This window comes from Serratia sp. HNCC26DJ206, assembly GCF_057180605.1.
Genome location: NZ_JBXUGP010000018.1, coordinates 21,183 through 34,875 on the forward strand (window position 1 = coordinate 21,183; position 13,693 = coordinate 34,875).

Annotated in this window: 7 protein-coding genes and 2 pseudogenes; 4 read left to right on the forward strand and 5 right to left on the reverse strand. The window is 55.0% G+C overall.

Features of this window, described 5'->3' with window-relative positions; translation table 11 throughout:
- Window positions 1-110: 110 nt before the first annotated feature.
- The 4 genes and pseudogenes from AC2A1E_RS13390 to yncE all read right to left on the reverse strand — a co-directional run.
- A pseudogene (locus AC2A1E_RS13390) lies at window positions 111-516 on the reverse strand (UbiD family decarboxylase); the annotation flags it as partial.
- A 174-nt stretch (window positions 517-690) separates the two neighbouring features.
- A complete protein-coding gene (locus AC2A1E_RS13395; protein ID WP_484384167.1) occupies window positions 691-1,467 on the reverse strand; it encodes a helix-turn-helix domain-containing protein in 777 nt (258 codons plus the stop codon).
- Window positions 1,468-1,824: 357 nt separating this feature from the next.
- Window positions 1,825-4,845 carry an autotransporter outer membrane beta-barrel domain-containing protein gene (locus tag AC2A1E_RS13400; RefSeq protein ID WP_484384168.1) on the reverse strand — a complete coding sequence of 1,007 codons (3,021 nt, stop codon included), beginning with the start codon at window positions 4,843-4,845 and terminating at the stop codon, window positions 1,825-1,827.
- A 276-nt stretch (window positions 4,846-5,121) separates the two neighbouring features.
- Window positions 5,122-6,198, reverse strand: coding sequence for a 7-bladed beta-propeller protein YncE (yncE, locus tag AC2A1E_RS13405; protein WP_484384169.1), 1,077 nt, complete (start codon window positions 6,196-6,198; stop codon window positions 5,122-5,124).
- Between the two features lie 282 nt (window positions 6,199-6,480).
- On the opposite strand from yncE, the pseudogene AC2A1E_RS13410 reads away from it, so the two are divergent.
- Both AC2A1E_RS13410 and AC2A1E_RS13415 read left to right on the forward strand, forming a co-directional pair.
- Window positions 6,481-6,624: pseudogene (locus AC2A1E_RS13410) on the forward strand (SDR family oxidoreductase); the annotation flags it as partial.
- Window positions 6,625-6,968: 344 nt separating this feature from the next.
- Complete coding sequence (locus tag AC2A1E_RS13415; RefSeq protein WP_484384170.1) at window positions 6,969-7,889, forward strand: L,D-transpeptidase family protein; 921 nt, start codon at window positions 6,969-6,971, stop codon at window positions 7,887-7,889.
- Between the two features lie 65 nt (window positions 7,890-7,954).
- Here the strand turns inward: AC2A1E_RS13415 and AC2A1E_RS13420 are convergent, their stop codons facing one another.
- Window positions 7,955-8,671 (reverse strand): GntR family transcriptional regulator, encoded by a 717-nt coding sequence (locus tag AC2A1E_RS13420; protein ID WP_459401170.1) that lies wholly within the window; start codon window positions 8,669-8,671, stop codon window positions 7,955-7,957.
- A 247-nt stretch (window positions 8,672-8,918) separates the two neighbouring features.
- On the opposite strand from AC2A1E_RS13420, the gene mngA reads away from it, so the two are divergent.
- On the forward strand, window positions 8,919-10,844 hold the full coding sequence (gene mngA / locus AC2A1E_RS13425) for a PTS 2-O-a-mannosyl-D-glycerate transporter subunit IIABC (protein WP_484384171.1): 1,926 nt from the start codon (window positions 8,919-8,921) through the stop codon (window positions 10,842-10,844).
- Window positions 10,845-11,036: 192 nt separating this feature from the next.
- Entirely contained in the window at window positions 11,037-13,688 is a 2,652-nt protein-coding gene (gene mngB / locus AC2A1E_RS13430) for a mannosylglycerate hydrolase (RefSeq protein ID WP_484384172.1), read from the forward strand.
- Window positions 13,689-13,693: the final 5 nt, after the last annotated feature.

A 13,693-nucleotide genomic window follows, 5' to 3' on the forward strand; every position in this document is an offset into this window, starting at 1 on the left:
AGAATAGACAGCCCTGGGTTGACGTTACTTGACAATCCTGAGGGGATACGTCTGATTTTCAGCCAGTTGCCAAGAGAGACGTGGCTCACAAAAGCCGCGTCCTTGCTCGGTTATTCGAAGTCAGGCAGGGAACGTTTCACATCCACTTCTTTGAACTGCGAACGCTCAAAGTGGCTTTTCAGGTGGAAGGGGACGATGCAGTCAAACAGAGTTTTGCAGGAGATACCTTGCTGTAGAATGCTCAGGCTATAGGCCGGTATCTGTGACGGATCCAGCGGATGGCAGCGCACGCCGGGAATAAACACGGTATCCATCCCCTTGGTAGCGAGCCTGCATTGCTCACAGAATGTCGTCGCTATCGAAAATATCCACGTCTTCATCCACCAGAGTCACATGTTTCAGTTCTGGGAAAGCGGAAAATGCCAACAGAGCGGCCCGGCGCTGACGCCCCTTATCTACTGAGGATGACTTTTTAAATTGCATAACCGCCAGTAGCGTTCCACCAGATCGAGGATGTTGGCTTCGGTCAGGATCCCTGCCATGTCGTGGATATATACCCGTCATACTTCAAGTTGCTTGGGTGTTGGCTGCCTTCACTCACCCCAGTCACTTACTTGAGTAAGCTCTTGGGGATTCGTTCAGTTGCCGCCTGCAAGCAACTCGAATTATTTTGGGTATATTCGCCATACTTCAATTTTTTACCTGGTCATGAAATTTTTCGTTTTTATCGGTAGCAATTTGATGAGCGAGAGGCTTTTTAAACAACACGTCAAATATAGTATGTAAAACAGTTCTTCCTCTCTGTGGGGGCTCGGTATTCAGTGATGGAGATAATTTACGCTCCATTTTTTCTTTATTATCTTTACCCAGCAGCAGAGGATTCAACGAGCGAACATTGAGCTTAACGAGTGCGGAGCGTTTATGACAGCTCACCGTTTTCTCACTAATGCCTAGCTCCTTGGTTATCTGAAGGATTGATTGTTCGTTCAATATTCGATACAGCACGGTCAATTCACGTGGTGTGAGCGTGGTCGCGGTCGGTTGAGAATACTGATACATGTCAGTAGACATTAAAGCTGCATTTTGCAACTGTTGCTGTAACTGCTTTAGTGGCATTGAGATATCGATAAATGCCCAGGCATTTTTTAGGCTCGCAAGGTAGTAGCGAAACTTATTTATATAGGCAATATTGCCGATGAATAATATCCTACCGTTTAGCGGTACTTTGGATAAACGCTCATAAACCAGATTGATCAGCGAAACTGGATCATAGTCATTATCGCGTAATACGATGATGACGATATCTCCAGATGTTAAATTACTGACATCTGATTCGAAATTTTCTTGGGTATTGACTCTGTCAATAAAATTAACGCTTTCAGCGAAGGACGTATTGTTAATTAACGTACCTAACCCAATGCGCGTAAAATGGCAAGCGCATTGCAGCACAATCTTTTTTTGATTCATGATGTAATCCTAAAACTCTGAGCAAATCTGAAGTGGTTTTCTATCAGGCCAGAGGGGTGATAATAAAGTTTAACCAGTAGTGTTCTGTTTTAACGAGGTGATTGCAGAAGATAAAGAGTATTACGTTCAATGCTTGCTCCACCGATAGGGCGCACTATAAGAGTTATCTTGTGCTTGGGGGAGATGATATTTTGTTGGGCGTTATGCGTATATTTATTTTTTAAAAATAAAGTTATAAAAAACAATTTGATGGCGTTAATTTTGTAGGATTGGCAAGGCGGTTAATACTGGCCGAAAATAAGCCATTATATTTGTAGGGGAATAGCCCATATCCATCGGTATGGGCTGGTGAAATAATCAGAAACGCCAGCTAAAGCCCGCGTTAACGCGGTTATCCTGATGGTTTTGTGAGAGCAAACCACCGTAGCCCAGTGACAGAGCTGCATTCTTGCCAACGGCGACTTCTGCGCTGGCTTTCAACACCGCGCCATCGCGGGATACCGGCACGCTGTTGATCACAAACGATGAGCTGCTGCCGCTAAACATCAACCCGGTAGCGCGATCTAACTCGCCATACTGGTGTTGCCAACCCAATTCACCACGCAGCGTGACGGCTTGCAACTGGGTATCAGCACGTAACCCCAGTGTGGAAACCGTCACGTCAGTGTGCTGCTTATCTGCACGTAGCGCAGCGGCACCACCATTTTCAGCAATACCGTTATTCTGGAAATTGATGTAAGCCAAGTTGGCAAAGGGCTCGAGGTTCACTTCTGCAGCTTTGATGCTGTAGCCTGCCTCGGCGAACAGTTGTTGGGTGCGGGCACTGTATTTGGCCGAAGCATTGTCTGACTGCGCGCCATAGTTGATGGTGCGGGCGGTATCAATGCGGTGCCAGGTATAGGAACTGCCAGCGCGCAATGCCAACTCATCAAACTGCTTACTGCCGTACATCCCCAGGTGATAATTGTCGCTGTTAGCGTTAGAACCGTAGCCGCCATCCAGCGAAGTCCGGGTATAACCTGTCGCGATACCGAGCTGCCAGTCTTCGGCATAGGCAGAGTCCAACCCCATCAGCACTCCGTAGGTTGATGCCTGATAGCCGGTGGCGTTTGCATTACCGGAGGCGTGATCCCAAGCGCCTAACAGTTGCGCCCAGGCGCCGCCTTCGTTCGCCTTGATCTCCGGCGAACTGGCCAGCCCTGCGGCCTGACGCAACCGCCCGTTCAGGGTTTCACGCAGGTAACGGCTGTCATTCAGCTGGGCGGAGGCGAGATCGGCATGGATTTGCCCCGACAGTTGGCGAAACGCCTGTCGAGCTTCCCAAGGTGCGCCGCTGCTCAGGATGCTTTCGTACACCGGGTTGCCTGCGCCCAGCGTCTCGGCGGCGCGCGCCACGGCACGCTCGTTCTGCGTTTGTGCCACATCGGCGAAGGCGGTGGCGTTACGCCCAACGTTCAGGGTCACCTGATTCGGTTGATAGTTCAGCGTGCTACCCAGGAACAGATAATCCGGTTGTACGCTGTCAAACTGCCCGCTGATGCCTTGCTGTGCGGTCAGGATGGTGTATTGCTGGCCCAGCAGGCTGCGTACTTCGCTCTGGTTGAGCAGGTTGCCGCTGTTTTCCAGCGAAACATCCACTTCGCCGCCATTTAATACGGCAGCCCCGGCGCTCTGGATCAGATCGCTGCTGCCATTGGCAGCGACTTCGACGGCATAGTGCGCTCCAGGCTGGAAGGTGAGGTCATTAGCCACCTGCAAGGTGCCAATCGAGTTACCTGGTGCGATCACTGCTCCAGACAGCGCGTTCAACGCACCGACCGTGCCGGAACCGCCGAGCAATGCGCCGTCATCGACCGTGACGGCAGAGTTACCGTGATAACCATTGACGATCAGCGCGCCGCCAGCAACCTCTGTGGTGCCTGAAAAACGGTTATTACCGGTAAGTTCGAGGATGCCTGACCCGTTTTTCACGAAGCTGCCGTTACCGGCGATATCATTGTTCCAGGCGTCGTAGGCGCTAAAGCCGCCTTGGCTGGCGTCCATGGTGATGGCAACGTTGCCGTTGAAGGCACCGTATCCATCGGCAGCAGCATAGAGATTGAGGCGCGCCCATCCTGAGCCGTTATCCAGCGCGTGGCCGGATTCGATCTCCGTGGTGGCGAGCACTTCGCGCCGCTGTTCGGCGCTCAGATAGGGGAAGCGGCTGGCGATCAGCACTTCGGCCCCTTCCGGCACCACGGGGGCGAGATCGGTGGGGCCGATCGGATCCAGGCCGTAAGTCAGGCGATAGGTGTAATCGGCCTTGTTACGTGCCGCCTGCTGCAAGCGCTCCGCTTGGTCGGCGGCGGAACAGGCTGCCAGCGTGGTGCCGCACCCTTGTTCCAGCAACGCGCGCAGATCCGTTTGCGCCGCTGCCATCAAGGTTTGAAAATCGTTGGTGGTGGTGATCGGCCCGCCCAAGAACCCCGAGATGTTTTTTCCCAAATAATCCGGGTTATTGTTGAGGATTTGCGCCATGGCGTAGGTGGTCATAATGCGCGCACCGATAACGTCCAGCGCATAGTGAGCGCCTAGCGTGACGCGGCTGTTGCCATATTCAGAGCCGCGCAGGAGAAACTCTTGGAAACGTTCCGGTACCATTTCTGCAAACAGATAGGTGCTGGCAAAGCCGAAAGCGGTATGGCCGCTGGGGAAAGACGCATTTCCCTTGAGGGTCGGCAGGATGGATACCGCGCTGTCGGTCTGTGCCCCGAAGAAATCGAGCGCGCTGAAGCTGTCGATCCTGTCTGGCGCAACCTGCACCGGGCGTGAGTCGCCTACGGTGTTACGGTTTTCCTCCGTAGGCTGGTAAGCCAGATCGTAGACGTTATACACCCCGCCTTCCGGCAGGCTGATGCCGGTGGCCTGCATCGCCGGATTGCCGTTGGTGCTGCCATTGGCGAAATAGTTTTTGGCAAAGCTCGAATCTATTTGGATCAGCGCATTCACCTGCGAGAACAGGGCCGCGAAGCTTGGGGAAAAGGTGCTGGCCTTATAGGTTGCCGCGTTGATGCTGTTGTTGGCGGAGAAGATAGCGCTCATTTTCGGCCCCAGCGCATTGGCCACCAGCAGGCCGTTGTCCATGGAGCCGATCAGTGCCGCTATCGTATTGTCCGCAATCGCCCTGGCACGCTGTGCGGTAGAAGAGTCGTTATTGATGGCGATTGAGGTGTTGAGGTTTTCAGTCAGGGCATTACGCCCTTCCACGCTGTTGTTAAGCTGGCTGAAGCCTGCGATCAGCTCTGTGGCGTTGATCGTACGGCTATCAACGGAATAGGAGGGGGCGACAGAAACAATCACGGCAATAGCGATTGCAGAGCGCGCTGTATTTTTTAGCATTACTAATCTTCCCTAATAAATCTATGAATTATCGCGGCAATTTATTAGCAGCTTTTAATGACAGTTCTATGAACAGGCGTTGGAGGGCGGGGTAAGAGAAAGGGGCGCTGCTGCGCCCCAGAGGTTGATGACAAAGTCGCCTTCTAGCCCGAGATACTCGGGTCTAGCGCACCGAGGGGCACTCCGACGGCTTACGCCGTTACGACCCCTTCGGCACGCTCCCCCTAATAACCAGCTTTGTCAGCCGTCTGAGGGGCGCTGCTGCGCCCCAAGGGGTTACTTCAACGCAATACGGATCACGTCGTCTGGCTCTGTGGCTTCTTTATCGCGGCTGGAGGCCTGCTTCACGCTCACATACAGGGTCTGGCCATCCGGTGACAGCGCCAGGCTGTTTGGGTGAACCGGGGTTTTGAGGGTGCTTAGCAACTTGTAGCTTTTGGCGTCGATCACGCTTACCGAGCCTGCTTTGCGATGAGTGACATACACTTCATCACGCGTCGGATTGAACAGCACCGCCAGCGATTCTGGCAGGTCGATTTTCTGCAAGATATTGCCGCTGCGGGTATCCACCACCAACACCTGCGGCTGTTTGGAGTCGGTGATAAATGCGCGGTGCGTGGCGGGATCCAGGCTGATATTCAGGAAGAAATGCTCTTTCGACTCATCCAGCTTTTTGCGTGACAGAACCTTGTCGGTTTTGGTGTCGATAGTCACCAACTCGCTTTCGGCATTGGTCACATACAGACGACTTGCCGCTGCATCCAATGCCAGACCGGTGGCGAACTTGCCGGTCTCGGTGATGGTGGTGCGCAGAGTCAGATCCTTACCATCGACCACCCACACTACGCTGGATTCCCCCAGGCCGGTGATATACAGGGTATCGGTAGTGGCATCGGCCACCAGTTCACGCGGGGCCAACGGTTTGACCGTATCTGAGCGTTTGCGGGCGTCCAGCACCAGGCGGCCTTTCACTTCGCCGGTTTTGCTGTCGATGGCGGTGACCGAATTATTGACGGTATTGCCAAAGTACAACGTGCCGGTTTGGTGATTGATGGCGGCACCAAAGGGTTTCAGATCGTTATGAATAACTTGCGTGATATCGAGCGTTTGCGGATCAAGGCGATAAACGATCCCTCCTTTATCCAGCTTGCGGCTTTGCGAGGTAGCCAGATACAGCGCATTTTCGCTTTGGCTGTACACCATCTCGTAAGCCCCTTTGCCGATCGGCTTACGCAGTAACTCCGGTTCTGCCTGCGCTCGCAGCGGGGTGGTAAACATCAGAGTGGTGAGGAGTAACAGAGGATAAACCGCACGTCCGCTAAACCGGCGGCCCATTGTCATTACAGCATTCATACAAGCTCCATTTCATCAAAGTACAGATCGCCGCGGGGCAGAAGCTCAGCGGCCAAATTCAGGCTCAGCATTGAATCAAAGATAAATCTCGATCGGTCACGGCGTTGCATGCCGATCTTCTTATTTGGTAATGATAATCATTATTGATAAAGAAAGGGAGCGTTTTTCATGGTGCAGATGACGAAAAGCCTAATATTCGCCTTGCTCGATGGTCTCCACCAGCGCCTGCGCGGCGGCAGAAAGTTGGTGCTGCGCCAGCCGGATCAGCCCCACTCGTTTTTCGATCTTCTGGCCGAGAAACAGCCTTCGCAGGAGTTTGTCACCCCGGAGCAACTCGGTGAATTAGCATTGTTCCTGTGTAGCGATGCGGTTATACAGGTGCGCGGTGCGGCGTGGAATATGGACGGTGGTTGGTTGGCACAGTGATTAGCCCGGTGGCGAATATCTGGCTCAGATTTGGCGCTTCTGGGCCGATATCTACACAAAGTTTACCGTGCAGCACATCTGGCTACAAAAAAGTGTGATATTTGCTCCAGTAATGTTTCACTCTTGGGGGGAAGTGCACATATAATGCGCATCCGGTCACACTTGGCCGGCTATACCCGGCGCCCTTCAAGCCGCAGGGGGGTTGGCTGCCTTCGTTCACCCCAGTCACTTGGTTTACCAAGCTCCTGGGGCTTCGCTCAGTTGCCGCCTACCTGCAACTTGAAGTAGCTCGGGTATAAATACTTATTAATCATAGCCAGTGCGGCCACCACTCTAATACGAAGATGAAAATGAGCATTCGCGCGTTATTAACCCTGTTTACGGCACTGGCTGCGTTTAGCCAGGCTGCCCTCGCCGTTGTATACCCTTTACCCGCTAAAAATAGTCGCTTAGTCGGGGAAAATATCCAGATTACCGTACCAGCAGACAGCAAACTGCCGTTGGAAAGTTTTGCGGCTCAGTACCAGATGGGGTTGAGCAACATGTTGGAAGCCAACCCGGGCGTGGATCCGTTCCTGCCGTTACCGGGCAGCACGCTGACTATTCCGCAGCAGTTGATTCTGCCGAGTGCACCGCGTGAAGGCATCATCATCAACAGCGCTGAAATGCGTTTGTACTATTACCCGAAAGGCACCAATACCGTGGTGGTGCTACCAATTGGTATCGGTCAGTTGGGTAAAGACACCCCAATGGACTGGGTGACCAGCGTACAGCGTAAGAAAGACGGCCCAACCTGGACGCCGACCGCCAAAATGCGTGAAGAGTATGCTGCCGAGGGGGAAATCCTGCCAGCGGTCTTCCCAGCAGGCCCGGATAACCCGATGGGGCTGTACGCGCTGTACGTGGGCCGCCTGTATGCCATTCACGGCACCAATGCCAACTTTGGTATTGGCCTGCGTGTGAGCCATGGTTGCGTGCGCTTGCGTGCTGATGACATCAAATACCTGTTCGACAGCGTGCCGGTCGGCACCCGCGTGCAGTTCATCAACGAGCCGGTGAAAGCCACCGTTGAGCCGGACGGTTCCCGTTACCTGGAAGTGCATAATCCGCTGTCTTCCAGCGAAGAGGAACTGAAGTCAAAAGAGCCAGTGCCAATTCTGTTCTCTGAGGCCGTTGGCAAAACGCTGATGGATCCAAGCGTTGACCAGAATGAAGTCGACGCTGCGGTTAAAGCGCGTTCGGGTATGCCAGTCCGCGTGGGCTGAGGGTTCTGAGAGGTTAAAAGCGCCTGCGGGCGCTTTTTTTATGGTGTAAAGTCGGGGGAAAGTGCTTAGCGTCCGCGTTTTGCCACCAGCGTAAACTTGTAGTCTTCGCTTTTAAAGAAATTACGGCTGAATTCAAACACCCTGCCATCGCTCAGAAAGCCGGTGGAGACTTTCTCCAGAATCGGCTTCTGTGCATCAATCCCCAGCGCGTTCACTGCATCTTCGGAAGGCATCACCGGTATGATTTCCTGCTCGCTGCGGTCGATCACCAGCTTTTTCACCTGCTCGATATAGTGATACTTGGATTTTTGCATCACCTCGTAGCTGAGATCGGGGAACAGCGCCAGCGGCATCCAGGTTTCTTCCAGCGTGACCGGTTTCTGTTTGATGTAACGCACTCGCTTGACGTAATACACCTTGTCGTCGGTGGTCAGACGCAGCGCTTCGGCGATCTCCGGGCTGGCTTTGGCGACCTGAAAGATCAGCACATCGCTATGGGTTTCCACATTGCGATCGGCCAGTTTTTCATAAAAGCTGGTCAACTGATAAATATCGTAATTAACCCGCTCTTCTTTCACATACCAGCCGCTGCCCTGAAGGCTTTCGATCACCCGCTCTTCGGTCAGCAACTTCAGCGCCTGGCGCACCGTTACCCGGCTGACGCCGTACTGTTCACACAACAGGGCTTCTGTCGGGAGCGCATCGCCTGGTTTCAGTTCGCCGCTGGCAACCTGTTGGCGCAGAGTATCCGCAATCTGGCGATAAATAGGCTTCTTGCTCAAGATGTTGGCATCCCCGATGGTGTATGGCTTTCTGCCTGCATTCTAGCCTTCACATTAGGATAATAAAACCAATAACCCGTCTTTCGTTGAATTATTGGCCTACACAGATAATACAAATTTAATACAAAAATAATTGTGATTTGAAATTGATCACAAAATGGTATGGTACTACTTGTTATTATCGCCACCTGTCTGGTGATGGAGCCGTGTTGGCTTCACAGCGAAAGCAGTTAAACCGAGGATAGCGATGAACCTGAGCAGCCTGACCCACCCCAGCCTGATCAACCTGCAAACGGAGTTTGCGGGGCGCGACCGGGCCATTCATCTGCTGGCCGAACAACTGGCCGAGCAAGGCAAATTGCACGACAAAGAGGCTTTCCTGCAGGCGGTATTCGCCCGCGAAGCGCAGGGCCCTACCGCTCTGGGGGAAGGGCTGGCGGTGCCGCACGGTAAAAGCGATACGGTCAAAGAGGCGGCATTTGCCGTCGCTACGCTGAAAACCCCGATTGAGTGGGAAGGCATTGATGGCCCGGAAAGCGTCAACCTGATCTTCCTGCTGGCGATCCCCGAGGCTCAGGCCGGTTCCACCCATATGCAATTGCTCACCACGCTGACCACCGCGTTGGTGGATGACGACATTCGTGCGGCGGTATTGCAGGCCACCACGGCGGAACAGTTGCTGGCCCTGTTGTCCCGCGATGCGCCAGAGCCTGAACAACCGCAGCAGGATCCCGCCCGGCCAACGATCGTGTGCGTGACCGCCTGCCCGGCAGGGATCGCCCATACCTATATGGCGGCGGAATATCTGGAAAAGGCGGGGCGTAAGCTCGGCATTAACGTCTATGTGGAAAAACAGGGTGCCAACGGCATCGAAGGCCGCCTGACGGCTGAGCAGTTGAATCAAGCCACCGCCTGCGTGTTTGCCGCTGAGGTGGCGATCAAAGAGGTGGAGCGCTTCAACGGCATTCCACGTATCGAAACGCCGGTGGCGGAGCCGATCAAACATGCTGAACGCATTCTTAATCAGGCGCTGGCAGCGGGCAAATCCGGCAACGGTGCTGAACGCGTCAGGCAACAGGACTTGCCTGCGCAGAAACCGAGCGTGAAAACCGAACTCAAGCAGGCGCTGCTGAGCGGTATCTCTTTTGCCGTGCCGCTGATTGTCGCGGGTGGCACGGTGCTGGCGGTGGCGGTGCTGTTGGCACAGATCCTCGGCCTGCAACATCTGTTCGATCAGGAGAACTCTTGGCTGTGGATGTATCGCAAATTGGGCGGCGGCATGCTTGGCACCCTGATGGTACCGGTGCTGGCTGCTTACACCGCCTATTCGCTGGCCGATAAACCGGCGCTGGGCCCCGGCTTTGCCGCCGGGCTGGCGGCGAACATGATTGGCTCCGGCTTCCTCGGTGGTGTGGTCGGCGGTTTGATCGCTGGTTATCTGATGCGTTGGGTAAAAAGCCATGTGCGCCTCAGCCCGAACTTCAACGGTTTCCTGACGTTTTACCTGTACCCGGTGATTGGCACTCTGGTGGCGGGCAGCCTGATGCTGTTTGTGATTGGCCAACCGGTAGCCTGGTTGAACAACGGCCTGACCCACTGGCTCAACGGCTTGTCCGGCACCAACGCGCTGGTGCTGGGGGCGATCCTCGGCTTTATGTGCTCGTTCGATCTCGGTGGCCCGGTGAACAAAGCGGCCTATGCCTTCTGCCTGGGTGCGATGGCCAACGGCGTGTTCGGCCCTTATGCGATTTTCGGCGCGGTCAAAATGGTGTCTGCTTTCACCGTCACCGCTTCCACGATGTTAGCACCGCGCCTGTTCCAGCAGTTTGAAATCGAAACCGGTAAATCCACCTGGCTGCTGGGCCTGGCGGGCATTACCGAAGGGGCGATCCCGATGGCGATTGAAGATCCGCTGCGGGTGATCGGCTCCTTCCTGGTGGGATCGATGGTGACTGGCGCTATCGTCGGTGGCATGGGCATCGGCCTGTCGACACCGGGCGCGGGGATCTTCTCGTTGTTCCTGCTGCATGACAATGGCTTGGGCGGGTTGCTGTCGGCGGCGATTTGGCTGGGCGCGGCGCTGATTGGCACGGTGATTTCCACACTGGTGCTGATCCTCTGGCGGCGCCAGGCGACCAAGCAGGGCAAATACACCCTTGTTCAGCCACAGTAATTTCGGGTTCGCATTACCCCCTCACCCTAACCCTCTCCCTCAGGGAGAGGGAACTGAGTCGGTGTAGCAGAGGAAATAGTGTTCCCCCTTTCCTTGGGGAGAGGGCCGAGGTGTTAGCAACCTCACCTTGAACGGTTTAGCGTTAACTGATTGGCAGTCTATTGAATGCGCTGCCCTATTTAGGAATTGAAGATGAAAGCAGTATCACGAGTTCATATTACGCCGCACATGCACTGGGATCGTGAGTGGTATTTTACCACCGAGGAGTCACGCATCCTGCTGATTAACAATATGGAAGAGATCCTGACCCGGCTGGAAACCGATCCCGAGTATCGGTTCTATGTATTGGATGGGCAAACGGCGGTGCTGGAAGACTATTTCGCCATCAAGCCGGAAAACAGCGAGCGGGTGAAGGCGTTGGTGCAGGCAGGTAAGCTGATTATCGGCCCGTGGTATACCCAGACCGATACCATGGTGGTCTCGGGTGAATCCATCGTCCGCAACCTGATGTACGGCATGCGTGATTGTCTGGCCTTCGGCGAGCCGATGAAGATTGGCTATCTGCCGGACTCTTTCAGCATGTCCTCACAGTTACCGCACATCTTCAACGGCTTTGGCATCACGCGCGCCATGTTCTGGCGTGGTTGCTCCGAGCGCCACGGCACCGACAAAACCGAATTCCTGTGGCAGAGCAACGACGGCAGCGAAGTGGCGGCACAGGTGCTGCCGTTGGGCTACGCGATTGGTAAATATCTGCCGGAGGATGAAGCCGGGCTGCGCAAACGGCTGGACAGCTACTTCAAGGTGCTGGAAAACGCTTCGGTTACCCAAGACATCCTGCTGCCTAACGGCCACGATCAGATGCCGCTGCAACAGAATATCTTCGCGGTGATGGCCAAGCTGCGCGAGATCTACCCGCAGCGCGAATTTGTCATGAGCCGTTTTGAAGAAGTTTTTGAGCGCATCGAAGCCAGCCGTGAACGTTTGGCGACGCTGAAAGGTGAATTCAACGACGGCAAGTACATGCGCGTACACCGCACCATCTCTTCAACCCGCATGGACATCAAGATCGCCCATGCGGAGATCGAGAACAAGATCGTCAATATTCTCGAACCGCTGGCGGCGATCGCCTGGTCGTTGGGCTTTGAATATCACCACGGCCTGCTGGAGAAAATGTGGAAAGAGCTCCTGAAAAACCACGCACACGACAGCATCGGCTGCTGCTGTAGCGACAAAGTGCATCAGGAGATCATGACACGCTTTATCCTGGCGGATGACATGGCCGAGAATCTGGTGCGCTTCTATATGCGCAAGATTGTCGACAACATGCCGGTGCAGCACAGCGATGCGGAAGGTCAGGTGGCCGACAAACTGACCTTCTTCAATCTGTTGCCTTACGTCCGTGAAGAGGTGATCAACACTACCATCCGCATTCGTGCCCAGCAGTTCTCGCTGGTGGACGACCAAGGTCAGCCGGTGGAATACTTTATTCGTGCCGCACGGGAGATCGACCCGGGCTTGGTGGATCGCCAAATCGTCCATTACGGCAACTACGATCCGTTTATGGAATACGATATTCAGCTGCGCCAAAGTTTACCGGCAATGGGGTATTGCACCCTGCATATCCACGCCAATCAGGCCGGGGTTCTGCGCCAACCTGCGGCGCAGCCAGCGAACCTGCTGGAAAACCGCTATTACCGCATCGGCCTGAATGCTAACGGCACGCTGGATATTGAAGATAAACAGACCGGTTGCCGCTATCAGCAGGTGCTGCAACTGGAAGACGGCTCGGACGATGGCGACGAATATGATTATTCCCCTTCTCGTCAGGAGTGGGTGATCGACTCCACGCAGAGCGCTGTGACCATCGCCATGCGCCACGAAGCCTGGCAGAGCACCGCCACGCTGGCCCTGCGTATGGCGTTGCCTGCCAATCTGCAACAGCGCGCCGAACGCCAAACCGCCGGCTATCTGGACGTACAGTGCCAGATCACGCTGGCGCACGACAACCGCCGCATCGACATTGAGATGCAACTGGATAACCAGGCCGACGATCACCGCGTGCGCGTGCTGATCCCGACGCCGTTTGCCAGTGAAAGCGTGCTGGCGGATAACCAGTTTGGCAGCATTACCCGCCCGGTGGACGATCCGGCGATGGCGTATTGGCAACAGGAAGGCTGGAAGGAAGCGCCGATCCCGGTGTGGCAACTGATGAACTTTGCCGCGTTGCACGATCGGCACCATGGCTTGGCGCTGTTCACCGAAGGGCTGCGCGAGTTTGAGATTATCGGTGAACGCCGCGATACCTTTGCGCTGACGCTGTTCCGCTCGGTCGGCGTGCTGGGCAAGGAAGAGTTACTGCTGCGCCCAGGCCGCCCTTCCGGCATCAAACTGCCGACGCCGGATTCGCAGATGCGTGGCAAATTGCACTGCCGCTTCAGCCTGTTCAGCTTTGCCGGCGATCCGCACCAGGCGGGCGTGATGCAGCAGGCGCGGGCCTACGTCACCCCGGTACGTTGCTACAACAAAATCCCGTTCGATGCGATGAAGCTGAACCTGGCGGCGTTCCGCACCCCGTTGCGTTTCAGCCTGCTGTCGATGGCGGAATCTGGCCCGGTGTTGAGCGTGTTGAAAAAGGCCGAAGATGCCGAAGCCCTGATCATCCGCGTCTACAACCCTTCAGAACAGGTGACGATCGGCGGGCAGTTAACGCTGGAAACACCGCCACAGGCGTGGTTGGAAACCGGTATGGATGAACAACCGCTGGCGCAGCAGAGTGCAGCGAGCGCGGATTTCGGTCAGCTTGCGCCGTGCCAGTCGAAGACTTTCCGGTTTATTCGTTAAATATG